The organism is Moorena sp., from assembly GCF_982860115.1.
The window spans coordinates 1-24,193 of sequence record NZ_CEYLVT010000111.1; the positions used below are offsets into that span (position 1 = coordinate 1).

Sequence of the window (24,193 nt, forward strand, 5' to 3'; positions counted from 1 at the left end):
GGTGTGGGGTGTGGGGGATAAGAAAATATACTTAATTTGTCGTTGTCTTGATGCAGTCACTCATGGGGGAAACCCCCTGTTCCCTTGCTGCATCGCTAAAAATCATCATTGTCTTGATGCAAAGCGCGAGTGGGGGAAACCCCCGCAGGTTGGGCTTTGGTGAGCTTTCCGCATCTAATTATTAAATTAGCCACGGGTCGCACCTCTGGATCGCTTGTCTGTACCCCCACACCCTACAACCCACAACCCACACCCCACACCTAAGGTCTTTTTAAAAAACCTACCCTTATGAGGATGGGGAGATGGGGAGATAGACTAGCTATAGAACAAATGAATAGGGTATTGTGTTCCCCATCTACATAAGAGAATTTAGATTAATTTTAGAAATAGGGTACCCATATCACAAGTAGAACATGGTACTATTATGTCCGTCTTTACGAGATGACTATAGACTAGTCAGCCTGGGAGGTATACCAAATGATCAAGTTTTAGTTTCAAGTTTAACTAGCCGTTTATAGATAATTAATTGCTTACAAGTTTGGTTGACAAGTCTGGCCAAGCAGGAATAACTGGGTTGTCTTGATGCTGGTCTTGATCCAAAGCGCGAGTGGCGAGGGAAGCACCTCAGGTTGGTGCATCCGCGCTATTCGAGGTCTCGGCATCAGCTCCTGGCACGACCCTGGAAACTATGGGCACAAGACCTTTGATTCAACAAGCCCATGGCTGTAATCAACCCAACTGGGCAGTTGATTGATTGCAATTGATTCGCGATCGCCAAACCAATAGCTAGTAATGGATCCCTATTTACCCCGTCTTTTACTAGCTAATACGTTTCGGTAAAATCCAGTGTTGATTGACCGAATAGTTTTCCTACAAACAGATATTAAAGGTTTAAAACTGGATCCTAGGGTGCTGGGGAAACCTGCAATTGCTCTAAATCCTGTTTGCGGCTCACAATCCCAATTGCATACCCATAACTATTGGTTAAATTCGCAACTTCTTATAGTAAAATAATTTCACCAATCGATTTGCCATCGACTTGTCATCGAATTGCCATTTAACTAGGCAGATGTCGATCTATGCTGTTGTATTTTCCTAAAAACTATGGAAAACCTTAAAACTACATTCAACAATACAATCAACGTTCTCAAAGAAAGAATCTTTGATACGGACTTCAAACTCGCAAACATCCCTCTTTCCACGATAGTTATTGTGGTGCTCATCCTCTTCCTCACCCAGATATTGCGAGGTTTGTTCACTGCCATAATCATTAACAGAATCGAGCGTCTCACTAGCGGTACAGAAAGCACCCTAGACGATGAGTTCATTAAGATTCTTAGAGCACCATTAGGCTGGCTAATTTGGCTAGCTGGACTATGGGTAGTACAGCTAGTTGTGGGAACCCATCTTACTCCTGAACAGAATCAGAAAATACCCGAAATTCTGTTTGTGAGTGCTCTGTTCATTGCCACCTATATTCTTTACCGTGCTGCTCCACTACTGGGAGAGATTCTAGGCGGATTGGCGGCAAATACGGAAACTGAACTCGACGATTTGTTCGTGCCCTACTTCCCAAGGCTTTTTCAGATCACAGCAGTGATGATTGCGGTCATTAAAGCCAGTGAGATTTTGTTGGGGGCATCTGCCGGTGCACTGATCGGTCTACTCGGTGGCGCAGGTGTGGCCTTAGGTTTGTTATTCAAAGACATTATCTATGACTGGTGTTGTACAGTGATTATCTACGCTGATGGTCTTTATAAACCCGGTGAATTTGTAGTCGTGGACGGAATAAATGGTTTTGTTGAAATACGAAGTATTGGTCTGAGAAGTACAACACTTTTTCTTTGTAGTTGGGGTTCTATCAAAAAAGTACCCAATTCTCAAATGATTGCTGGAGTTGTGGAAAATTGGTCACGTAAGACTGGCAAAACGTTGCAGTGGGGCATAAATTTCAATCTGAAAATTGATGGAATTTCGGCGAAGCAAACTACCCGAATTTGTCAGGCTATTAAAGAAAGCATTTCGACTATCGATGGCTTGCATAAGCAGAAAATGGTAGTTTTATTTTCCCACATTGAAGAAAATGCTCGTGTGATTATGATTAGGGTATTTGTGATTGATCCCGACCTCTACGTTGATGCCCTGCAAGACTTGAACATAGCTATATTAGAAATCCTGGAGAAAGAAGAGATTGATCACCTGCATATTGAGCTAGAAAAGCAAATTGAAGACTACAAAAAGATGAAGGGAAATTTAGTTAGTGAGGTGCTATCTAAATCCTAGCAATGCTTTAAACAAGCGATGCAGCCGATGCAGACAACCAACAGGTAAACTCCCCAATTAAGGCGCAACCGTCGCTATTTACGCCGTCTACTAGCTAATACTTTTCGGTCAATCCCCGAGTTGATTGACCGATTTTTTTTATACAAACGGATATTAAACCTTTCAAACTCGCTCCTAGGGTGCTACGCAAACGGGCAATTGCTCTAAATCCTGTTTATTACATACCTAGCAGGATTCGCTCAATTCGCAACTTATAGTAAAATCAATCCACCAATAGACTTGCCATCGACTTGCCATTTAACTAGGCAGAGGTCGATCTCTGTTAGTGTATTTTGGTCGAAACTATGGAAAACCTTAAGACTACATTCAACAATACAATCAACGTTATCAAAGAAAAGATCGTTGATTTCGACTTCCAGCTCCCCAACATTCCTGTTGCCACGATAGTGATTGTGGTGCTCATCCTCCTCTTCACCTATATATTGCGAGGCTTTTTCACTTCAATAATCATTCACAGACTCGAGCGTCTGACTAGCGGTACAGAAACCACCCATGACGATCATTTCATTAGGATTCTTAGGGCACCATTAGGCTGGCTAATTTGGATCGCTGGACTATGGCTAGTACATCTAGTTGTGGCCACCCATCTTAGTGATACACAGAATCAGAAAATCCCCGAGATTCTGTTTGTGAGCGTTCTGTTCATTGCCACCTATATTCTTTACCGTGCTGCTCCACTACTGGGGGAGCTTCTAGCCGGATTAGCGGCACACACTGAGACTGAACTCGACGATTTGTTCGTCCCCTACTTCCCAAAGCTTTTTCAGATAGCAGCAATCCTGATTGCTACCATTAAAGCCAGTGAAATTTTGTTGGGGGCATCTGCCGGTGCATTGATCGGTCTACTCGGTGGCGCAGGTGTCGCCTTAGGTTTGTTATTCAAAGACATTGTCTATGACTGGTGTTGTACGGTGATTATCTACGCTGATGGTCTCTATAAACCCGGTGACGTGATAGTATTGGACGGAGTAAGTGGTAGGGTTAAGATACTCAATATTGGTCTGAGAAGTACAAGGCTTCTTATTACTGAGTGGGGTTATATCAAAAAACTTCCCAATTCTCAAATGATTTCTGGAATTTTTGCAAATTGGTCAGATAAGACTGGGGATACGGTTCAGTGGGGCATAAATTTAAATCTGAAAATTGATGGGATTTCGGCTGAGCAAACTAGGCGAATTTGTCAGGCTATTAAAGAAAACGTTCCCTCTATCGAGGGCTTGAACAAGGAGAAAATTTTAGTTGTATTTTCCCGCCTTGAACAGAATGCTCGTGTGATTAAAATTAGGGTATTTGTGATTGAGCCTAAGCTCTACTATGATGTCCAGAGCAACTTGAATCTAGCTGTATTAGAAATCCTGGAAAACGAGGAGATTAATCAGCTCCATGTTTCTATGAGAAAGGAACTTAACTGGTTGCCTGATACCAGTATGAATTAGGAACAATCCTAAGCTATCAGTTCTCAGCTATCAGCGAACAGCGATTAGCGCTACGCTCTAAGCTTTTGAATAAAATAAGCTGACTGCTGAACACTGACGGCTGACGGCTTAATGTTTACGGGAATTCGGAGTAGGAAAGAGCACAGCTTTATCCTCTAATTCCATTCACATAGGCAGCTGTCAAGGCTTGTTGAGGTGATTCAAAAATCTGCTCCACACAGCCGTATTCAATCAATCGTCCTACTGCTTCCTTGACCCAGAAGACGGCAGTATAGTCAGCAATTCGTCTGGCTTGAGCTAGGTTATGGGTAACAATCACCAGGGTGTAGCGTCCCCTGAGCCTAGCTATCAAATCTTCGACCACACCGCTGGATATGGGATCGAGGGCACTACAGGGTTCATCTAACAGCAGTACTTCCGGTTGCAACACCAAGGCACGGGCAATGCACAGGCGCTGCTTTTGACCACCAGACAGAGCAAGAGCCGAGGTGTGCAGTCGGTCTTTTACTTCTTCCCACAAACCCACATCCCGGAGTGCGGTTTCAATGAGCTGAGCAATGTTATCCCGGTTTTTAACACCATGTTCCCGCAACGGAAAGGCCAGATTCTTCCAGATTGAGAAGGGGAAGGGACTCGGCTTTTGGAAAATCATTCCAACACGACGGCGAAGTGCAATTAGCTCCATAGCACCACGCTTTGCGATCGCATCCATTCTAGGACTCAGCACATCCACGGAACCAATGCGAATCCTACCTGTTACTTTAGCATTAGGAATTAAATCTGTCAAGCGGTTGAGGCAACTTAAAAAACTAGTTTTGCCACAACCAGATGGTCCCACTAGTGCGGTAATGGAACCTTTATAAATTGGCAACGATACATCAGCAAAAGCCGGTTTTGTTCCATAATGTAAACATAGCCGTTCGGTCTGAATCAATGGGTCGTTTATAGACTGGCTTACCGGTAATCGCTCAATTGTTTCTAAAGGGTTAACCATTGTTTTTGTGACTTAAAAATTAGTTGCTAGTGGTGCTTCAGGGTGCCGGGGATTTTCCGCCTCGTAACCAGGGTTAGGTTGCTGCCCGTAACGCACCACTAGGTCAAACAGCTTTAATGAGATGCACCCAACCAATACTCAGTGATCGATGCTGCAATACCATTAATCAGCAACAACAACACCAGCAACACTAAAGCTGAGGCATAAGCATTAGCATTTCCCCCTGTTACATTCATCGACAAATCAAAAATATGAATCGATAGCGATCGCCCAGAATCCAGCAAAGACTCTGGCATCCGATCCACATAACCACTAGTAAAGATCAGTGCTGCGGTTTCAGCGATCGCTCGCCCTATCCCTAACACTAATCCCACCACTAGTCCCGGTGCTGCGGCTGGTAACAGCAAATTCCAGAGAGTGGTAGTGCGGGATAAACCCAGGGCAGTGGCAGAAAGCCGATAATCATCACTAACGGCGCGAAACCCTTCCTCTGTTGAGCGAATTAGGATTGGCAACACCATACAGGCTAATGTCAACCCCCCAGACAAAATCGAAAAGCCTAGCCCTAGGGTTTTGCAGAAAAAGGCATTGCCAAATAGCCCAAAGACAATCGAGGGTACTCCTGCCAGCACATCTAAGCTACGACGAACCAGACGCCCGAAAATACTCTTCGTATCTGTGAACTCAGCTAGCAGTATTGCTGTACCTACTCCAATCGGAACAGAAACGGTCATACATACACCTAAAATTAAGAGAGTGGAAACCAGAATTGGAGCAATCCCTCCTTCCCGTCCAGCATTCTTTGGTGCAGTACTCAGGAATTCCCAGTTAATTTGCCCGACACCGTGCCAGACGATATCACTCAAAATCCAGAGGAATACAGCAGTGACGAACAGTGCGATCGCCCAAATCATCACTGTTGAAACTTGGAAGTTATTGGTTGTTGCTTCCAATTTGTCGATTGTGGCTTGTGGCTTGGTTTTGGTAGGATTATTACTCATAAATTCCTTCCTTGCTGATGATTTCTGCAATTGCTACCAGTACCAAAATTATTGCCATCAGCAGCAAGCCACTGACAAAAAGTGCTGAGCGGTGATTGCCCATAGCGTAAGCCATTTCCAAGGCGATATTGGCAGTAAGAGTTCGCATCGGCTCAAATAGGCTTTTGGGAGTTTGCACCACATTGCCACACACCATCAGCACCGCCATAGTTTCTCCAATCGCCCGTCCTGTTCCTAAAATCAAACCAGTAAACAGCCCCGACTTAGCAGCCGGAAAAACAACACCTCTGACTGTTGCCCAGCGGGATAGTCCCAGGGCTGCTGATCCCTGTAGGTATTCTGGGGGGACTTTGGCAAAGCTAGCGTCTGCGGTCAGAGCAATAGTTGGCAAAATCATCAGGGTCAGAATCGCAATTCCAGCTAGGAGACTGGCTCCTGGTGGCTGGAAGCGTCCAATTAACGGAACTAGCTCCACCAAACCCCAGAAGCCATAAACAACTGAGGGCATCCCTGCCAACAATTCAATTAGCCGTCGATAAAGTCCAGCAATCGTTGGAGGTGCGTAATACTGACAAAAGACTGCAGATACAATGCCCAGGGGTGTGGCTACTAGCATCGCCCCAGCCGTGACGAATAGGGTACCCCAAAGCATGGGGGTGAAGTTATACAGAGTCTCGGCAGGATGCCAGGATGGATCGGTAAAAAAGGGGAGTAATCCTACTTGTCCCAATACTGGCAAGGCTTCCGTGATTAGGAACACAAGAATCAGCACCACGATAGCACCAGCCACCACAGCACAGCCTTGTAGAATCGAGATTAGGAGAGTATCACTCCGAGAGGGGGACAAAGTTTTGCTCTTTAACAATGTCTTGTACCTTTTGCGATCGCGAAAACTCAATAAATGCTTTATCTAACTCAACCGGAATAGTTTTGGTGACTAACGTCAGGGAACGAGATAGCGGGAATGTGCCGTTTTGAACATTTTCTGTGGTTGCCGCTATTCCAGCAACGGGCAGTAATTTAATCGGAACATCCTGTTTGCTGCTATATTCTGCTGTGCCAATGGAGACATAACCAATCCCATTAGGATTACCCGCCACGGTCTTAATCCCCTGCTCATTATCCCCAATCACCACATCTGCCTTAATCTCGCTATTTTTCAGCTGGAAGTACTTTAGAAATAACTCCAAAGTAGAGCGCCCCTCGGCTTTGTTCACTACTGTAATTGGTGCCCTCTTGCCTCCCACATCCTGCCAGTTATCAATTTTGCCCTGATAGATATCCACAATCTGTTCATTACTCAGGGATTGCACCGGATTAGTTTTATGGACGATAATGCCAATCCCATCACGAGCGATCGCAAACCCTTCGAGATCTTTCTCGGTCGGCTTGAGGTCACGAGACACCATCCCAATATCAGCGACTCCTTGGCGAGCATCTGCAATACCCCGAGACGAGCCTCCTGTCTGCACATCCACCCGTACACCAGGATTTTCCGATTCAAAACGCTTGCCAATTTCCGACGCCAGGGGGGCTACTGTACTAGAACCGGTTAAAACCAACTTACCCTGCAACTGATCGGTTGATTGGGTAGCTACTTCTGGAGATTGGGCACAGGATTGTAGCCAAAAGCAAGCTACTAAACCCATAGACATTGATGCCAGAGTTGTTAATTTTTTCATCAATCATCAGTCAGTCATCTGATCTATAAAATAATGAGAGTGCTCAGCTAAGCATATGCGCGTAGCGCATATGCTTACCTCAAAACTGAGCAATTACTCAGCACTTTTTTAGTCAAAACAAAGGCAACAACATCCCAAATCAATTGCTCTATTACCATTCCCTTGCCGAATGGTGAGCGAACACTGATAAAGCACCGCCTTACCATCTCGCGTCGCCCTCACAAATCCCTCATCCCGCAAAACTCTGAGATGATGGGATAGCAGACTTTGCTCTATTCCCAACACAGCCTTGAGCTCCCCAACATGCTTTGGTCCTTCCATCAGGATTTCCAGAACAGTTAAACGAGTGTTGTCCGCTAAAACTTTCAGCTTACGGACACAGAAGGCTTGAGATGATGGACGTTTTAAGTTCATAATTCAGCACTTGAATTATCATTGATATGAAAATCCATTCATATTATAATAAAAAAAAACTCTGATTGGATCAAATCAAAGCACCACCACAACTGGAACCAGACCCTGCTGTACAGCCATAGCAATAGGAAGCGGTGCGAATTTCCTCAATGATGTCTAAACTTCCTGCTTCGAGAAGTTTACTAACTGTCAACCTTTCTCCAGTGCCAGACCTTGCTGCTACATTTTCCATCTGATTAAAATCGCAATCGTAGACATTACCCAAATAGTCAATAGACAATTCATTGCGACACATCAAATGCTCCACGGTACTAGCATTGAAACTATTTTCTAGAAACACCATATAGGGAGCATATAGCTTGGTGCGTTGTAAATGAAACTTTGTTCTACCAACAGGAATATTGGTAATTGTAAATAGCTGGTTGAAGTCAAGATCAAACTGTTCTTTTAGGAACAGTTTATAATCCTTCTCCAACTTAACCTGATTAGGAGTGAGAGAAAACGTTTCACTCAGTGGCAACGAGGGATTGTAGACCAAATCAAGAATTAATTTGGGGTTTCTCCCATAGCCCAATCGATTCAGCCATTGAATCGCCCGAATTGAATCATCGTAAACCCCTTTGCCCCGCATTTTATCTACATTATCTTCCAGATAACAAGGCAAAGAAGCCACTACTCGTAATTGGTGCTTAGCGAAATAGTCAGGTATATCCTCATATCCCGGTTCAAAATAAATAGTCAAATTTGACCGAACAATCACCTCCTTTCCGGTTTTGTATGCTGCTTCAACTAATGGCTTAAAGCCATAATTCATCTCTGGCGCACCACCAGTCAAGTCAACCGTCTTAATTTGAGGAAACTGATGAATCAGGGTGATAAGCTGGTCACAAATTTCTGGAGAAAGTTCTTCAGTTCGTTTAGGACCAGCTTCCACATGGCAGTGAGTACAAGCTAGATTACAACGCTTCCCCAGATTAATTTGTAAAACCGTGATTGGGTGTTTACTTAAGGGAGCTTGTAGTTTTTTACGGAACGGTGTAACAGCTGAAACGTCTGTTTTAATCATAAGTTTTATTGACTTGTAATTGCTAGAAGTATTAATTTTGAAGGATGACTTATGAAGTATTACTTCTAAAGTAGGATTTGTAATTTACTAATCTTTAATTAGACCATGGATTGGTTGATCAACAAATCCATGGTGTTTATTCTTCAGCCTACTCTACTTCAGATGCCAAAGATGAACAGCATTCATACTTCATACTTGATACTTGATAAGCACCTAAACAAAATTAATTTCCTACTACCAATCTCTGTAACCCTTACATCGTAAGGTTTTGAGTTTTGGAAAATGTGTAATTAATTTTGTGCACATGCTTACTTGATACTTCATACTTCATACTTGATACTTGATACTTGATACTTCATACTTAATCCTTCATACTTAATCCTTCACCTTTAACAACAACCACCACCAACATAGTGCCAAGTTGAATCGGTGATTAAGATTTCTTCTGGATTCACCTTTCCTAATTTCGCGGCTGTTTTATCACAAACAGCAGCTGGCACACCACGGGAGAGGATGTGTCCCGCATTGTCATCAAAAAACTCTTCCGCGCCCATGTAAATTGCTGTTTTGCCAGTAAAAATACATGGTCCATCTTCTGGGATCACAACTTTGAAAGAAACAGAATCCAGACTTTCCAGCAACAGGGGTTCTTCGAGGTTGTAGTTTTGGCAATCCAGAAGCCGATAGGGACGCTTTGCTCGAATTTCTACTTGACCAAAACCTGACCTGACCAAGTGTTGGACATAGGATTGATAAGTGAGCGCACCAGACAGACACATAGCTCGTAGCCGCTCATCTTCCTGTAGATGGGGTGGAATCGGACGAGTTGCAATGGGGTCACTCATTAACAGTCGTCCACCTGGTTTTAATACTCGATAGGCTTCTTTGAGTGCCTTCATCAGGTCAGCCGGTTCAAAGATATTGAATAGGCAATTTTGAGCAACCACATCTACAGAATCATCTGGCATGGGTAGGGCAAAGGCATCCCCTTCCCGAATTTCCACAAAACTCTGGTCAAACCAGGAATTGTCTTCAGCAGCAATCTTCAGGTTACGGGTAGCCGCCTCCCGCATGGCCTCGACTGGCTCAACAGCAATCACACCCCCTGGACGTTGGGAAAAATAAGCAAACTGTAACGCCTCCAAGCCACCACCAACACCGACATAGAGGACAGTTGGCTGATTGCTGAGTTCTGTGGGATGTACCGTAGTACCGCAACCATAATTCATATCCGCCATCATTGGAGGAATTTTCAGTCCTGGCAGTTGTAAGGGGCTACTTTGGACACAACACAAACCAACTTGGGGTGTTTGGGCGACTTCAGAATAAAATTCAGCAGTTGTTTCGAGATAGGTCATCTGAATCCTTTACTTGGCAAAAATGGTAATGCTATTTATAGTAGGGTGGAAATTGAAAACTAATTCTGAACCAGTATAGTTCCTCAGTTGAGCTTTAATGCTACAAAATTAATGTATCGTATGATACCAAATTCCGCTTCAAAACCCCGTTAGATCATCATAGTCAGCAAAGCGCAGACTTTGTCATCTTCGAGAAGGCTTCCCCTATGTCTAGCCGCGATTTATTCTTGGTTTAGGCAGGGAAGCTTTCAATGGGGGGTAGGGGGTAGGGTGTGGCGTGTGGGGACAAGTTATATTAGTAGATTGGACTACTACTAAACTTGTTTGCCCCTAAAACAAAGTTTTTAGGCGGGGTATTAGACCCCTATGAGTAAGGGACAGTTTTTCCCCTACCCCCTACCCCCTACACCCTACCCCCTGTCCCGAAGGGACTGATAATAGGGAATTTGGAATTAACGCGCTGTTGCAGGCTTTTGCTCCAATTTGTCTTCAGGCAAGCAACGCTACAATCCCTTGCCTCACCCTTAGATGCTATTAAACTCATGCCAGATGAATTTTTCGAGTAGTACACCATGAATTTTTACTGAGATTACTACGGGTCCGCTCATGCTTAGGGCATAGGATGATGGGGTATTCAATGGGGGGTAGGGGGTAGGGTGACCCTCATAAGGGTAGGTTTTTTACTTTGACCTCAGGTGTGGGGTGTAGGGGGAACGGGTGTAGGGTGTGGGGCATAAGAAAGCGATGCTAATGGTGCGACAATAAGCGCGAATTTAATAATTAGATTCGATCAGCGCACCCTTGCCCGACCTGCGGGGGTTTCCCCCGGAGACAAAACCTGTTTATTGTGGAGCCTTTATAGTTAGCAGGTTATGCAGAAAAGGGTTAAATTATTGTTAATAGCGATGCAGCGCCGCCAAAGGGGGTTTCCCCCACTCGCTATTGCATCAAGACAATTAAGTATATTGTCTTATCCCCCACACCCCACACCCGGTCACCCCACACCCCACACCTGAGGTCTTTGTTAAAAACCTACCCCTGTGAGGTAGGGTGACCGGGTGTGGGGACAAGTTATAGTAGTAGATTTGACTATCAGAAACTCAGACAGAAACTATTCTGTCCACTCAACACTGCCAATCACCTCTGAGCATAAGAGAATAGTAGAAAGAGCTACCGAAGCAATCAGGGAGTTGATGAATGTTGAAAAACCAGTATGCAGAGCGCCTCAGACAACAAGAGAGAGCTTACCTCAAGCGTGTTGCTGATTACTCTTCACTACAGTCGATACCAGAAATTTGGCCCCTTGCTGCCCAACGCTTTGGGTCAATCATTGCTCTGCAAGACCCTCACGCTGTGGGAGCTCATGGTGCTCCAGCTTCGACCCTGACCTATACCCAGTTGCACGAGCAAATCGAACAATTTGCGGCTGGATTACAATCCCTAGGCTTCCAGCCAACACTGGATGACAAGGGTATTCCTACCCGAATTGCCTTATTTGCTGATAACTCTCCTCGATGGCTAGTTGCGGATCAGGGGATCATGACTGCAGGAGCAGTAAATGTGGTGCGCTCAGGTCAAGCAGAACGGCAGGAATTGCTTTATATTCTCGAAGATAGCGGTAGCACTGCTGTGGTGCTAGAAAACCTCAAAACTTTGGAAAAATTAGGCGATCGCTTGGATGGGCTACCGATTGAATTAGTGATTCTCCTTTCTGAAGAACAACCACTATCGACCGGATCATCCCGACAAATTGTTAACTATACTCAAGTCATGGAAGCCGGGGCATCTCGGTCTGTTACCAAAGCTAACCACAAGCGGGAAACCTTGGCAACTCTGCTGTATACGTCTGGTACAACAGGCAAACCCAAAGGGGTGATGCTCAGCCATGGTAATATCCTGCATCAGGTTAACACCCTTGCTGTAGTAGTACCAATCGAAAAAGGCGATCGCGTTCTTTCTATCCTACCTACCTGGCACGCCTACGAACGCTCACTAGAGTATTTTGTGTTATCTCAGGGTTGCACCCAGAATTACACCAACCTGCGCCATGTCAAAAAAGACCTTAAAGTCTTCAAACCTAACTTTATGGTTGGAGTACCCCGACTGTGGGAATCGATTTATGAGGGGGTGCAAAAGCAGTTTCGTGAGCAACCGCAAGGTAAGCAGAAATTAGTCCAAAACCTGTTAGGGTACAGTCAACGCTATATTGAGGCACGGCGGCAAGCTCAGGGGTTGACCTTAGATAATTTAAATCCTTCACCAATCCAAAAACTATTGGCCACAGTGCAAGCTTCCTATTTATGGCCGGTTCATAAATTGGCTAATAAACTAGTTTATCAAAAAGTCCGGGAAGCCACTGGGGGAGAAATCAAGCAAGTCATTAGTGGTGGGGGTTCCTTAGCTAGGCACCTGGATAACTTCTTTGAAATTATTGGTGTCGAGGTACTAGTCGGCTATGGCTTAACCGAAACCTCTCCCGTTACTAATGCTCGGCGTCCGTATCGTAACCTACGTTTTAGCGCTGGACCACCTGTACCGGAAACTCAAATCCGAATTGTTGACCCTGAGACTCATCAGCCTTTACCCCAAGGTCAACGAGGCTTGGTGATGGTAAAAGGACCACAGGTGATGCAGGAATATTATCACAAACCAGAAGCTACGGCTAAGGCAATTGATCCAGACCGGTGGTTTGATACAGGGGATTTAGGTTGGGTGACCCCCCAGAATGATTTGGTACTCACTGGCCGAGCCAAAGATACTATAGTTCTCACCAATGGGGAAAATATTGAGCCACAACCAATAGAAGATGCTTGTTTGCGTAGTGCTTACATTGACCAGATTATGCTAGTAGGTCAAGACCAAAAGGCATTGGGTGCCTTAATAGTACCAAATTTAGATGCCTTGCAAGGGTGGGCAGCGGCTCAAAATCTTACCCTTGACGTATTCGCTCAAGATGTTGATTTAAATACTAAAGAGGTTCAGACGTTATACCGGACTGAATTAAACCGAGAAGTCCAAAATCGCCCAGGTTATCGGCCAGATGACCGCATCAGCACCTATAGCCTGATTCTAGAGCCGTTTTCCCAGGAAAATGGCATGATGACTCAAACCTTTAAAATCCGACGACCTGTAGTCACCGAACGCTATCGCGCTATCATTGACGGCATGTTTGCTTAATCGAGGGTAAGAAAGTTAAAACGTTAGAAGGTTTAGAGGTGCGGGCCTCGAACCTTGAGACTGAACCTCAATCTTCTTTTTAAGAATTATTGAGTAATATCACCAGTCAAACTCTCAATCCCTCAAACTTACATAGTGGAACGCATATGGACGACTCTAATAAGAACTTACTCTTGAAACGGCCAATTAATATCAAAGCCATCGTTACCCCTCGATGGAAAGAAGAGGTTCAGCAACAACTACAAAATCAAATCAACCAAATCGACGGCCAACTGCAACAGATTGATATTCAGGGACAAAAAGCGATCGCTGAGATTAAAAAGCAGAGTATGGATCCTCCTGGTCCTCAGGTATCGCAACAAATTGAAAGCATTCAAATGCAGGTCAACCAAAAGAAAAGTGAACTGCTAGACCAGAAAAACCAGCAACTTCAGCAACTACAACAAGTCCAAACCCTCGAACTCGACCAGGAAGTTAGTCAAGGTCAGCTAGAAAGCTTCTTCAGGGTCGAAGAGGGAGATAACCTAGTCAAAAAGATGAACGTGGAAATTCTGCTGCGGGATGGGGTTATCGAAGAGATTCGCGGTGATATTTAACGGAAACACAGGACATGAATAGACACGGATAGACAGATAACCAACTATCTGTCTATCCGTGTTTAAAAATCTGTGTATTGTCTTTCACCCCTTTGCCATTGATCCAGCCATTACTGGCAAAATTCCGTTGACCAATCCTGATGACCCCGTCCCTCTCGACAGGTAAACTGTTGACCAGCCCACATCACCTGCCACTGTTTGCCAGTTTGGGCTGATTCTTTGGGGGATAACTCAATACGATACCGGATGCCACGTACAGAGTCATCCGGTAAACCCGTTTGAGTGATGGTGACTACCGCCTGATCAGGTAATGGATAATCTACCTTGACCTGTTCATCGAAGTTTCCTTCAATCAACAGTGATTGGTTTTGACCAAAGGTAGATAATGCGATCGCTTTTGGATCGGCACCAATCAGTTGATCCGGTGTTGCCTTATTGGCTAGGTCAATGGCTTTGTAGTCTTCTCGCTTGGTCTGGACATTAGCAGGAGACTCAGTTGGTTTGGGTTCAGGGGGTTTGCTAATCAGATTGCAAGCACTCAGGATTAGGATAATACCTGTAAGCACGGTCAAGGAAAGTTTTTTGTTAAGCATCTCATATCAAGTGTCATTCGATAGAAATCAAGCTAACTTGTCGGCTGTTGACAGTCAACCGTCAAGGGTTAAAACTCAACACTCAACACTTAACACTTAACACTCAACAAAACACATTATCCCCTCAACCTAAGTCCATCTAATTACTAATGGCAAAGCGTGATGGTATTACTGATGGCGCTTGAACACTGATCCGGCACCCATAGCACCCAACATCAACAGACCCAATGCCGAAGTTGGTTCGGGAACTTTCTTAGAACTCTTAGGAGGATCTGGGAAATCGCGAAACTTGATGCCAGAAACCGCACCACTTCCTGGTAGTTTAATATCTAACTTGGTCACTGAATACTCAGGAAGATCGCTGAAATCGTAAGTCGATAGGGAGTTGTCTGTGCCAATTTTTAGTGATTGTTTCTCTGTTGTGCCATCCTCCAGAAACGCTTCGAGATATCCGTTTTTATTCTTCGGATCTTCATCAATGTCTAGAAGGGTGACGTAATCGACAGAGACGGGTTTATCAAAAGCAAAGGAAATGATACCACCGCCAGCCCAGTCGTCAGGTTCTGCATTTTTGTTCTCGTTAATAATTAGAACATTACCCTGTGGCTTAGTACCAAATGAAGGTCCCGTGGCTAAGTCAGCGTCTCCACCGCTGCATGTAATCCCAAAATCAGGTCCGCAATTGCTGTTGAATAACCTTAGGGGATGATTAGACCCTCTGTTACTGGTTATATGCACACCGAAATTTGCCCATTGCTCACCAATATTTGTCTTAGTTCCCGCCTTGAGAACGTTACCAGCATCATCTCTTTCAAAATCCAGTAAGTATTCACCAGCTAGAGCGGGATTAGCACCTACTGTTCCCAAACTAACTAAAGCTGCTGTGAGCGTAAGTGTTGATAACTTTTTCATGGTTTTTAAACCCCTCAATACTGACTGAATTTTAGCGCTCAATAAAATTGGTTTGTTTATTATCCTTTTTTGAGGATTCTGATTAACGCTTAGTATCTACTATTCTGGCCATCATATGATTATAGTTATTTTATGGTTAAGAAACGTATCCGTTCGATATAAATTTACTCTTTTGGTATAAATTAGTGATTTCTTCAAGGTTTGAGTCGGTTAATTAAAGATTCAGTGAAATGACCTTCATCCGCCGACCAAAATCGATAAGATTTAAGGTTATACTAAACCAGCTCGTAAGACAAACCTGTCAGCAGTCAAGGGTACCGATAATGAATTGTGAAAATTTTTGATCAAAAGTTCCCTACTCCCTACTCCCTACTCCCTACTCCCTACTCCCTGTTCCCTTTGCTAGATAAGAGCTTTTCTTGATGCAGCGCCGCCAAAGGGGGAAACCCCCTTTGGCGGCGCTGCATCCCTTAGTTAAGAGCCATGAGCATGTATAGAGTGATTGGTAGCTACCCACTCCCCTAATCCCTAATCCCGAGTAAAAAGAGGATATCCGTATTGTAGAAAACCATCGAAGCCCTGTGGCTCATGCTTTCTTTACAGAGTACGATAGCTTTCTGGGGCTTATTCAAGTTACAATGCAAGCTGGCATCATGTTTTTGCTAGCTCACTAGAATTGATTTAGAAGACCACCCCATGATTCACGAAGTTTTCATGCCCGCCCTCAGTTCAACCATGACCGAAGGCAAAATCGTTTCCTGGGAAAAATCTCCGGGAGACAAAGTCGAAAAAGGTGAAACCGTGGTGGTGGTTGAGTCGGATAAGGCTGATATGGACGTTGAGTCCTTCTATGAAGGATATCTTGCCACAATCACGGTATCAGCTGGTGACTCTGCTCCGGTGGGAGCCCCGATTGCTCTGATTGCGGAAACGGAAGCGGAAATTGAAGCAGCTAAACAACAAGCTGCCCAATCTACACCAGCTACTGATACAGCAACAGCTCAGCAAGCAACGGCCTCAACCCCAGAACCGGTACAGACAGCTTTTGCTGCAGTTGCTGATACTCCCAGCCGCCGTAATGGCAGAATTATTGCTTCTCCCCGAGCTCGTAAACTAGCGAAGGAATTACGGGTTGATCTCAATACCTTGAGAGGAAGTGGTCCCCATGGCAGGATTGTGGCTGAGGATGTGGAAGCAGCAGCAGGTAAAGTGAGTACTCCTCCGACACCAGCAGCCACCACCCCAGCACCACTGCCGACAGCGGCTGTAATGCCCACTCCCACCCCAGCACCTCTGCCAGCACCTCTGCCAACTCCTCCTGCAGCTGTACCCCTCGGAGAAGTGGTGCCATTCAATACCTTGCAAAATGCAGTGGTGCGGAATATGATGGTCAGCCTGCAAGTGCCTACCTTCAGGGTTGGTTACACCATCACTACCGATGAGTTAGATAAGTTATACAAAAAAATCAAGCCTAAGGGTGTTACCATGACCGGGCTGCTGGCTAAGGCAGTAGCGGTTACCTTGCAGAAGCATCCCTTGGTCAATGCTAGTTATACCGAACGGGGAATTCAGTATCATAGTTCCATTAATGTAGCTGTGGCTGTGGCAATGGCTGATGGTGGATTGATTACCCCAGTATTGCGCCATGCGGAGCAGCTGGATATTTATTCTCTGTCTCGCACTTGGAAAGATTTAGTAGACCGTGCCAGAACTAAGCAGTTGCAGCCAGAGGAATATAATTCCGGTACTTTCACCCTATCCAATTTAGGAATGTTTGGTGTAGACCGGTTTGATGCGATTTTGCCCCCAGGACAAGGTTCTATTTTGGCCATTGGTGCATCCCGTCCTACAGTAGTGGCTACCCCTGACGGCATGATGGGTGTAAAGCGTCAGATGCAAGTCAATATTACCTGTGACCACCGGATTATCTATGGTACTGATGCGGCAGCCTTCTTGCAAGACTTGGCGAAGTTGATTGAAACTGATCCGCAATCCTTGACTCTTTAAGTGCAAGCATATGCGCGAAGCGCACGGGTGCGCGTTCAGCTATCAGCTTTGGCCTATGGCCTGCATAGGTTTATTTTAAGCTGACCGCTGACTGCTGACCGCTGACTGCTTACGTTAAAGCTAGTTTTTCATGTTTAATCACTCAGAGGGGCGCACGGTTGGGATGCTGCTGGCGAATTCCTGAAACCCTTATTCTGCGGTAATCCGCTCCCTTGTACCAAGGTTGGGAGAGGGGCTGGGGGTGAGGGCTGATGGGGCTTCTTGCTTTGTTAAGAAATATTTCGCCAACAGCATCGGTTGGTTGTGCGCCCCTCTCAGTAAAATTGTTCACTATTGCCTTTAACAGTTAGCTTTTCGCAGTTTCCGTCCAGCAGTAAACAAACCACCCACAACGATTAGACCAAGCAAAGTAGAGGATTCAGGCACATCTTCTGGTTCCGATCCAAACGGTCCTGGAGGAGTACCAAGCAACGCCACTTGGTAGGTTGCATCGTGAGATATACCATCTTCTCGGCTCAACAGCCCAGATTCTATGCCCTCGAAACCGTAAAGGTATTTAGTTTCGCCATTGTAGTCAACCTTGACAATTTCACTAGCCTGTATACTAGGTGGTAGAAAAGCAGCCAAGAGTGGATTAACTGGAGCTATTGCTGATGCCAACATATCTATAGCATTAAAGTGACCTGCTAGCCCAATGGTAATTAGGCCTGTTGTGTCATCTTGGTTGACGTAGGAAATATTGGGATCGCTAAATCGTTGCAATCCTCCATTGTTAAGAAATTGTCCATAGGCAATAGCATCTAGACCTGTACCAATCAAAGCTCCAAGACCGTTTGCAGTTAAGGCATCACTGAACCACTTCTCAGCCAATCTGATGCCACCACCAATATCAGTAAACCAGTCAGCTACTGTCAGACTGCTCAAGGTGATGTCCTTACCACCAATTTGACCTGTTAGGCTAGTGACATCGGTATAGTTCTCAAAGTCTTCGTTGCTGAGGGTTTCACTGCTGGCAAATAGCTCTAGGTTTCCACCAGGGTTACTAGCGTCACCTTGCAAGATAGTTGACAAAATAGCATTTTGATCTATATATGTCTCCGTACCGTTAGATGAAATCTTGTAGTAGTCATCACCGGTCAGGGTCGCTCCGGTGAGGCTTCCAGCAACAGCTGGGGTAGTGGCGATCGCACTCATACCGGCCATAATTGAGGCACCGAGCCACAATTTCATTACTGTGCTTTTCATTGACATGTCTCCCTTCGAGTTTTTTTGGGTTGCTGGCAGGACTTGGTGTCTTTTTTTTAGTATCGGAGTGGGATGTTAGCGATCGCGTTTTTGATACGGTTTAAGTTATGTTAATCTTTGACCAAAAATTTTGGGTTTCAAGCCCCGTCCTTCGTTCGACGGCAATAAGCACGAATTTGATATAATGAACATGTAGCCTAGTACAGGCAGGATTCGTCGGTACTGCCAATTTAAAAACAACGACGTAAAGCGATACTAGTACACGAGGAGCGAAAAACCTCTTCGGTGCGCTTTCCGTTCTCCGTAGGAGACGCGGGGCGCGTTCGGCGAATTAAATTCGCCACGGGTCGCACCGCTAAAACGCATGGATCTTAACGGATACCGAAACCAGTAAAATAGCAACTTAAAACATAAACGTACCGTGGGGCACACGGGAACGGGGGAGACCCAACGCTTAGGGAGATAAGCCCACTGGGGTTAGTTAAGTTAGGCTCGATATGCGCGTTTTCAAACGGGTATTTGGCTTAAGTATTGCCTTTGCTGGATAACTAATTTTAGCGATGCAGCGCGGTCTTGGGGGTTTCCCCCATGAGCGACTGCATCAAGACAAGGCGTGTCGTAGAACTAAGAATCCCCGCTCTTATAGGGCGGGGAGTGTCAAATAATCCTGAGTGCGTCAGTTCCTGACTTCTGAATAGGGCAATCAATTTTCAATCTTGTAGCAATTACCGATTACCCATTACCCATTACCCAAGACCTGATCAGATTATTCACCTGTTCTGGTATCTCATCATGGGGACAGTGTCCTGCCTGTAAATAATATTCCGTTAACTGAGGATAATATTCCCTAAACTTTGCTCCCCGTTCTCTGCTCTTGATCCAAGGATCCCCTTCTCCCCATAGCATCAATAATGGACAAGTCATCTGTTCCAACAACACATCGACTTTTTCCCCTTGGGGTGACTTGAACACGGAGGCAAATACCTGAGCAGCACCAGGATCACAAGACGGGCGATAAATCTCGTCTACTAACTGTTCCGTTACCGCACCCTGGTCAACATAAACTTTCTGGAGGGTTTTGCGAATGATTGACGGTCGCCGCAGGTACTGGAATAACAGGAAACTTGCCCAAGGTTGTAGAAAAATTGATTTGGTTACCTGATTGAGAACTTTTTTAACAGGATTGACCTTAGTGGCCGGTTGAGTATCACTAAACGGTCCAGCACTATTGAGCAATACTAAACCGGCGGCGGAGCTAGGACGCTGTGCAGCCACACACAAAGCTGCATAACCCCCCAAGGAGTTTCCAGCTAAGACTACTGGTTGACCAATCACCTCTGTAATAAAATCATGCAACTGGTCTCGCCACAAATTACCACTGTACTCCCCATCTGGTTTAGCAGAACGTCCAAACCCCAACAAGTCAATCGCCCAAACTTCAAAATCCTGACTCAATTGAGCAATGTTTTTGCGCCAGTGGTCTGTAGATGCCCCAAATCCGTGAATTAGTAGTAACGGTGGGTATCCTGATGGCTTCTGTCCAGCCTGTACATAATATATAGATTCCCCCCGCCACTGCCAGTAAGTTCCAGGGATGGGAGTATTAGAAGGGGTAGCAATTACCTGGGTAGTCACGGTAAACTATTAAGTAATGTTAACTTTTTGATCATAGCGCTCCCTGCCAGATGTCTGATGTTAGACTAATGGCAGTATATAATGGAGAGTTTGTGTAAACATCTAAAATAGAGAGGGACAAGCTTTGTCAGTTGAAACCATTGAGAAGCGTTCAACAGTTCGTAAACACGCGCCTCGCTATCGCGTATTGCTCCATAATGATGACTTCAACTCTATGGAGTATGTGGTTAAAACCTTGTTGGAAACTGTGACGAGTCTGACTCAACCTCAAGCAGTCAACATTATGATGGAAGCCCATCAATCCGGCCTGGCATTGGTGATTACCTGTGCTCAAGAGCATGCTGAGTTTTATTGCGAAACCCTGAAGAACCGGGGTCTGAGTAGTACAATTGAACCTGACGAATAAGGGGCAATAGGAGAGATTCTTCCCTTTCCAAATCTTGAAATTATAAAACGTTTTACACCCAGGCTGGCTAGATTATCCCTATACCCAGCACCATTCAGGTTGGGGATGTTTATACTAGCTTTGCTGTTGCTTTGGTTACCCATAGCAGCACCAATATACTTAATTGGTAGCGACCCAAACTCAGTGACAATCCTGACTATGGGGCTAATGTTCGGGGTATTTCTGTACTTAGTCCGAGTTTGGGGAAGAAAAGTTTATCGGCAGCCAGGACTGTTAAAAAAATATGGTTTGCGGCTAACAGCCCAAAACGCTATTGAGTTAATCAGAGGACTAGGTCTAGGTCTGTTAATGACTCTTAGTCTGTTTGGATTACAAGGGTGGCTGGGTTGGGTAGCATTCCAAACCCCTGCACTGCCATGGTCACGGCTGATTGTAGAGGGATTAATCAGTGCTTTGGCCATAGGCTTCGCTGAAGAATTGGTGTTTCGGGGTTGGTTGCTTGATGAGTTGCAACGGGATTATAGTTTTAAGACATCACAGTGGATTGGTGCGATCGCATTTGCGCTCGTGCATTTCCTTAAACCAATTCCAGATATGATTCGCAGCTTACCGAGATTTCCGAGTTTATTGCTGCTAGGGTTAATCCTGATTTGGGCAAAGGGATCAACTCAAGGAAGGCTAGGTTTATCTATTGGTCTCCATGCTGGCTTAGTTTGGGGTTATTATATTATTGATGTTGGGCAATTAGTAGTCTATTCGGGCAAGGTTGCTCCCTGGATTACTGGCATTAATCGCGATCCTACTGCTGGAATAATGGGATTGCTATTTCTTGGTTTGGTTGCTTGGTTGATGAAGCGCAATCATAACAGTGATTAGTGATATAGCAATTATGATACTCATGAGGTACAAATTATGGGGTTTAGGGAGCAGGGAGTAGGGAGCAGGGAGCAGGGAGCAGGCAATAGGCAAGAGGCAATAGGCAAGAGGGAGCAGGGAGCAGGCAAGAGGCAATAGGCAATAGGCAAGAGGTGAAAACTATAGTGTACCTCATAGCTATGATAAACGCTATAACTAGTTATTAGTAATAATTAGTGATTAGTAATTACTAATTAGTGATTGGTATTGATAGTTTATTTAACTAAAAATAGTTTAAACATGTAAATAGCAATAGCGAATCAAGCTATTGTTTTGATATAGCAGTTCTCATATTAATAAGGTAGACAAACCTATTTCCAGATCCGCTCCCTGTTCCGAGATCCGCTGTTCCCTTTGGTATAGCAAAAATCCCTTGCCTTATGTACCTCACCTATGATGGAAGCAAAAGAATTCGGAGCATAGGAGATAGTAGGTGAGTTTGGCAAGAATTTGGGCGATCGCAGCTAATGGTTTCCGGGAAGTGATACGCGATCGCGTTTTATATCTGATCGGCTTTTTTGCCCTAGCCCTAGGCATAGCCCTGAGGCTGTTACCTGAGGTAGCAGCAACCACACAAGACAAAATTTTTCTGGATTTGGGTCTAGCTGGGATGGGTATCCTGGGTGTAATCGTGTCAGTATTTGTTGGTACCGGGTTGATTAACAAGGAAATCGAAAAGCGTACTGTTTTAGTCTTAATTCCCAAGCCTCTAAGTCGCGCTGAATTTATCATTGGCAAACACTTAGGGTTATCGGGTGTATTGGCTGTGCTGGTTGTGGCTATGACCGCCATTTATATGCTGGGGTTACGTGTCTCTAGTATTGAATACCCTGTGGTTAGCATCCTGGTTTCGGTGGTTTACCAATTTCTAGAACTGTCTCTAATCACAGCAGTAGCGCTGATGTTTGGTGTCTTTACTAGTTCACTGCTAGCAACCTTACTGACCTTTGGGGTTTATATGATGGGACACTTGAGCCGTGATTTAGTGGAGTTAAGCAAGTTGAGCGAAAACCCTGGCATTGAGCGGATGACTGAAACTCTATACTTGGTTATCCCGGATTTATCACGGCTCAATTTAAAGAATGATGCAGTGTATGGTGTCTTACCTCCGTTCCCAGAACTGTTTTTAAATGGACTTTATGGATTACTGTACATCGTGCTACTGTTAGCGATCGCTATCCTAATCTTCTGGCAACGGGAATTTTGATTTATAGCGCTACGCTTAGCGTCAGAAGTCAGAAGTCAGAAGTCAGAAGTCAGAAGTCAGAAGCATAATTTTTTTCCCTGTTCCCTGTTCCCTGTTCCCTGTTCCCTGTTCCCAACAACTACCGCGAAGTCTAATCATGATAAATGGGGCATCATAGTAGATCGGGATAATGCTACAAATAAGAAAAAATTATTTATCAAAACCATGCTAGAGCAGAAACTCAAGCAATTAAAAACTATATTTGCTGAGATGGAACGGGCTTTGATTGCCTATTCTGGGGGAGTTGATAGCACCCTAGTTGCTAAAATTGCTTACGATGTTTTAAGCGATCGCGCTTTAGCGGTCACTGCTGAATCCCCGTCACTATTACCAGAAGAATTAGAAGACGCTCGCATCCAAGCCGCTACTATTGGCATTACCCATGAGGTTGTCCAAACCCATGAGATGGATAATCCCAACTATACCTCTAACCCGGTCAATCGCTGTTATTTTTGCAAAAGTGAACTCCACGACACTCTCAAACCTCTAGCCCTGGAGCGAGGCTATCCTTATGTAGTCGATGGGGTGAATGGGGATGATTTAAGGGACTATCGTCCAGGGATTCAGGCGGCCAAGGAACGAGGTGCGCGATCGCCTTTAGCGGAAGTGGGGGTAACTAAGGCGGAAGTACGCCAACTCTCGAAACAATTAGGACTGCCCTGGTGGGATAAACCTGCCCAACCTTGTCTGAGTTCTCGCTTTCCCTATGGGGAAATGATTACAGTAGCTAAGTTACAACGGGTAGGACGAGCAGAGATCTATTTACGGAAGTTAGGTTTCTCGAATTTGAGGGTTCGTTCAGAAGGAGATACCGCACGGATTGAGTTACTACCGGAAGAGATTAAGGAATTTGTGGTAACCACAGATTTACCGACGTTAGTGGCAGAGTTTCAGGAGTTGGGTTTTGTCTATGTGACCCTGGATTTAGAAGGATATCGCAGTGGCAAATTGAATCAAGTTTTGAGTCAAGATGTGATTAGTATGAACGCTTTATAAGTTTGGCTTTTTGTAAGCATTAAGCTTAAGGGCTACGCCCACGCTACTTGAGGTGCCATTCGGGTAGCGTGTCCTTTTGCCAAGGCTGACGGCTGACTGCTGAATGGTTACGCTAGTTAAGCTGGGGGGGCGACGAAACAGCCTGAAATGCTTGGTATGTAAAGTTTGTAG

General features: G+C 44.9%; 21 protein-coding genes. 9 read left to right on the forward strand and 12 right to left on the reverse strand.

Going from position 1 to position 24,193, the window contains the following annotated elements; genetic code table 11:
* Positions 1-1,104 precede the first annotated feature (1,104 nt).
* Positions 1,105-2,283, forward strand: a complete 1,179-nt coding sequence (locus tag AC4II3_RS18830; RefSeq protein WP_488010154.1) for a mechanosensitive ion channel family protein — start codon at positions 1,105-1,107, stop codon at positions 2,281-2,283.
* A 344-nt stretch (positions 2,284-2,627) separates the two neighbouring features.
* Positions 2,628-3,779: a mechanosensitive ion channel family protein gene (locus tag AC4II3_RS18835; protein ID WP_488010155.1), complete on the forward strand. Its 1,152-nt coding sequence runs from the start codon at positions 2,628-2,630 to the stop codon at positions 3,777-3,779.
* A gap of 148 nt (positions 3,780-3,927) precedes the next feature.
* Here AC4II3_RS18835 and AC4II3_RS18840 read toward each other — a convergent pair whose 3' ends face one another.
* From AC4II3_RS18840 to arsM, 7 genes are all read right to left on the reverse strand, one after another.
* The gene (locus AC4II3_RS18840) at positions 3,928-4,773 is read right to left on the reverse strand and encodes a phosphate ABC transporter ATP-binding protein (protein WP_488010156.1); all 846 of its coding nucleotides are present in this window, start codon (positions 4,771-4,773) and stop codon (positions 3,928-3,930) included.
* A 113-nt stretch (positions 4,774-4,886) separates the two neighbouring features.
* Positions 4,887-5,774 carry a phosphate ABC transporter permease PstA gene (pstA, locus tag AC4II3_RS18845; protein WP_488010157.1) on the reverse strand — a complete coding sequence of 296 codons (888 nt, stop codon included), beginning with the start codon at positions 5,772-5,774 and terminating at the stop codon, positions 4,887-4,889.
* Positions 5,767-6,621, reverse strand: coding sequence for a phosphate ABC transporter permease subunit PstC (pstC, locus tag AC4II3_RS18850; protein ID WP_488010158.1), 855 nt, complete (start codon positions 6,619-6,621; stop codon positions 5,767-5,769). Before pstC ends, pstA begins: the two co-directional genes overlap by 8 nt.
* The gene (locus AC4II3_RS18855) at positions 6,602-7,456 is read right to left on the reverse strand and encodes a phosphate ABC transporter substrate-binding protein (RefSeq protein WP_488010159.1); all 855 of its coding nucleotides are present in this window, start codon (positions 7,454-7,456) and stop codon (positions 6,602-6,604) included. The genes pstC and AC4II3_RS18855 overlap by 20 nt, the downstream gene beginning before the upstream one ends.
* 108 nt (positions 7,457-7,564) lie before the next feature.
* Positions 7,565-7,870: an ArsR/SmtB family transcription factor gene (locus AC4II3_RS18860; RefSeq protein ID WP_488010160.1), complete on the reverse strand. Its 306-nt coding sequence runs from the start codon at positions 7,868-7,870 to the stop codon at positions 7,565-7,567.
* Positions 7,871-7,940: 70 nt separating this feature from the next.
* Positions 7,941-8,936 (reverse strand): arsenosugar biosynthesis radical SAM (seleno)protein ArsS, encoded by a 996-nt coding sequence (arsS, locus tag AC4II3_RS18865; protein ID WP_488010161.1) that lies wholly within the window; start codon positions 8,934-8,936, stop codon positions 7,941-7,943.
* Positions 8,937-9,325: 389 nt separating this feature from the next.
* Positions 9,326-10,294, reverse strand: a complete 969-nt coding sequence (gene arsM / locus AC4II3_RS18870) for an arsenosugar biosynthesis arsenite methyltransferase ArsM (protein ID WP_488010162.1) — start codon at positions 10,292-10,294, stop codon at positions 9,326-9,328.
* A gap of 1,197 nt (positions 10,295-11,491) precedes the next feature.
* On the opposite strand from arsM, the gene AC4II3_RS18875 reads away from it, so the two are divergent.
* Together AC4II3_RS18875 and AC4II3_RS18880 are read left to right on the forward strand one after the other, a co-directional pair.
* On the forward strand, positions 11,492-13,471 hold the full coding sequence (locus AC4II3_RS18875) for an AMP-dependent synthetase/ligase (protein WP_488010163.1): 1,980 nt from the start codon (positions 11,492-11,494) through the stop codon (positions 13,469-13,471).
* A gap of 146 nt (positions 13,472-13,617) precedes the next feature.
* Positions 13,618-14,067 (forward strand): YlqD family protein, encoded by a 450-nt coding sequence (locus tag AC4II3_RS18880; RefSeq protein ID WP_070391459.1) that lies wholly within the window; start codon positions 13,618-13,620, stop codon positions 14,065-14,067.
* Between the two features lie 110 nt (positions 14,068-14,177).
* On the opposite strand, the gene AC4II3_RS18885 is transcribed toward AC4II3_RS18880, so the two are convergent.
* Positions 14,178-14,660 (reverse strand): hypothetical protein, encoded by a 483-nt coding sequence (locus AC4II3_RS18885; protein ID WP_488010164.1) that lies wholly within the window; start codon positions 14,658-14,660, stop codon positions 14,178-14,180.
* Positions 14,661-14,828: 168 nt separating this feature from the next.
* On the reverse strand, positions 14,829-15,572 hold the full coding sequence (locus AC4II3_RS18890) for a PEP-CTERM sorting domain-containing protein (RefSeq protein WP_488010165.1): 744 nt from the start codon (positions 15,570-15,572) through the stop codon (positions 14,829-14,831).
* A gap of 696 nt (positions 15,573-16,268) precedes the next feature.
* Here AC4II3_RS18890 and AC4II3_RS18895 point away from each other — a divergent pair.
* The gene (locus tag AC4II3_RS18895; protein ID WP_488010166.1) at positions 16,269-17,579 is read left to right on the forward strand and encodes a dihydrolipoamide acetyltransferase family protein; all 1,311 of its coding nucleotides are present in this window, start codon (positions 16,269-16,271) and stop codon (positions 17,577-17,579) included.
* Positions 17,580-17,918: 339 nt separating this feature from the next.
* On the opposite strand, the gene AC4II3_RS18900 is transcribed toward AC4II3_RS18895, so the two are convergent.
* The gene (locus AC4II3_RS18900) at positions 17,919-18,824 is read right to left on the reverse strand and encodes an NF038130 family PEP-CTERM protein (protein ID WP_488010167.1); all 906 of its coding nucleotides are present in this window, start codon (positions 18,822-18,824) and stop codon (positions 17,919-17,921) included.
* Positions 18,825-19,556: 732 nt separating this feature from the next.
* A complete protein-coding gene (locus AC4II3_RS18905; protein WP_488010168.1) occupies positions 19,557-20,459 on the reverse strand; it encodes an alpha/beta fold hydrolase in 903 nt (300 codons plus the stop codon).
* Between the two features lie 124 nt (positions 20,460-20,583).
* On the opposite strand from AC4II3_RS18905, the gene clpS reads away from it, so the two are divergent.
* Positions 20,584-20,865 carry an ATP-dependent Clp protease adapter ClpS gene (gene clpS / locus AC4II3_RS18910; protein WP_488010169.1) on the forward strand — a complete coding sequence of 94 codons (282 nt, stop codon included), beginning with the start codon at positions 20,584-20,586 and terminating at the stop codon, positions 20,863-20,865.
* A 105-nt stretch (positions 20,866-20,970) separates the two neighbouring features.
* On the forward strand, positions 20,971-21,741 hold the full coding sequence (locus AC4II3_RS18915; protein ID WP_488010170.1) for a CPBP family intramembrane glutamic endopeptidase: 771 nt from the start codon (positions 20,971-20,973) through the stop codon (positions 21,739-21,741).
* A 43-nt stretch (positions 21,742-21,784) separates the two neighbouring features.
* Here AC4II3_RS18915 and AC4II3_RS18920 read toward each other — a convergent pair whose 3' ends face one another.
* Positions 21,785-21,916: a hypothetical protein gene (locus AC4II3_RS18920; protein ID WP_488010171.1), complete on the reverse strand. Its 132-nt coding sequence runs from the start codon at positions 21,914-21,916 to the stop codon at positions 21,785-21,787.
* A 297-nt stretch (positions 21,917-22,213) separates the two neighbouring features.
* Between AC4II3_RS18920 and AC4II3_RS18925 the strand changes: the two genes are divergently transcribed.
* The gene (locus tag AC4II3_RS18925; RefSeq protein ID WP_488029613.1) at positions 22,214-22,987 is read left to right on the forward strand and encodes an ABC transporter permease; all 774 of its coding nucleotides are present in this window, start codon (positions 22,214-22,216) and stop codon (positions 22,985-22,987) included.
* Between the two features lie 204 nt (positions 22,988-23,191).
* Positions 23,192-24,022, forward strand: coding sequence for an ATP-dependent sacrificial sulfur transferase LarE (gene larE / locus AC4II3_RS18930; RefSeq protein WP_488017356.1), 831 nt, complete (start codon positions 23,192-23,194; stop codon positions 24,020-24,022).
* Positions 24,023-24,193 lie beyond the last annotated feature (171 nt).

What these genes read in the sequence shown, in the direction of transcription:
- AC4II3_RS18895 (WP_488010166.1), top strand. Translation starts at nt 16,269, where the DNA reads ATGATTCACGAAGTTTTCATGCCCGCCCTCAGTTCAACCATGACCGAA.
- AC4II3_RS18875 (WP_488010163.1), top strand. Translation starts at nt 11,492, where the DNA reads ATGTTGAAAAACCAGTATGCAGAGCGCCTCAGACAACAAGAGAGAGCT.
- AC4II3_RS18830 (WP_488010154.1), top strand. Translation starts at nt 1,105, where the DNA reads ATGGAAAACCTTAAAACTACATTCAACAATACAATCAACGTTCTCAAA.
- AC4II3_RS18890 (WP_488010165.1), bottom strand. Translation starts at nt 15,572, where the DNA reads ATGAAAAAGTTATCAACACTTACGCTCACAGCAGCTTTAGTTAGTTTG.
- AC4II3_RS18900 (WP_488010167.1), bottom strand. Translation starts at nt 18,824, where the DNA reads ATGAAAAGCACAGTAATGAAATTGTGGCTCGGTGCCTCAATTATGGCC.
- arsM (WP_488010162.1), bottom strand. Translation starts at nt 10,294, where the DNA reads ATGACCTATCTCGAAACAACTGCTGAATTTTATTCTGAAGTCGCCCAA.
- AC4II3_RS18840 (WP_488010156.1), bottom strand. Translation starts at nt 4,773, where the DNA reads ATGGTTAACCCTTTAGAAACAATTGAGCGATTACCGGTAAGCCAGTCT.
- AC4II3_RS18885 (WP_488010164.1), bottom strand. Translation starts at nt 14,660, where the DNA reads ATGCTTAACAAAAAACTTTCCTTGACCGTGCTTACAGGTATTATCCTA.
- AC4II3_RS18855 (WP_488010159.1), bottom strand. Translation starts at nt 7,456, where the DNA reads ATGAAAAAATTAACAACTCTGGCATCAATGTCTATGGGTTTAGTAGCT.
- arsS (WP_488010161.1), bottom strand. Translation starts at nt 8,936, where the DNA reads ATGATTAAAACAGACGTTTCAGCTGTTACACCGTTCCGTAAAAAACTA.
- AC4II3_RS18880 (WP_070391459.1), top strand. Translation starts at nt 13,618, where the DNA reads ATGGACGACTCTAATAAGAACTTACTCTTGAAACGGCCAATTAATATC.
- AC4II3_RS18860 (WP_488010160.1), bottom strand. Translation starts at nt 7,870, where the DNA reads ATGAACTTAAAACGTCCATCATCTCAAGCCTTCTGTGTCCGTAAGCTG.
- pstA (WP_488010157.1), bottom strand. Translation starts at nt 5,774, where the DNA reads ATGAGTAATAATCCTACCAAAACCAAGCCACAAGCCACAATCGACAAA.
- AC4II3_RS18915 (WP_488010170.1), top strand. Translation starts at nt 20,971, where the DNA reads ATGTTTATACTAGCTTTGCTGTTGCTTTGGTTACCCATAGCAGCACCA.
- AC4II3_RS18920 (WP_488010171.1), bottom strand. Translation starts at nt 21,916, where the DNA reads ATGAGGTACACTATAGTTTTCACCTCTTGCCTATTGCCTATTGCCTCT.
- AC4II3_RS18835 (WP_488010155.1), top strand. Translation starts at nt 2,628, where the DNA reads ATGGAAAACCTTAAGACTACATTCAACAATACAATCAACGTTATCAAA.
- larE (WP_488017356.1), top strand. Translation starts at nt 23,192, where the DNA reads ATGCTAGAGCAGAAACTCAAGCAATTAAAAACTATATTTGCTGAGATG.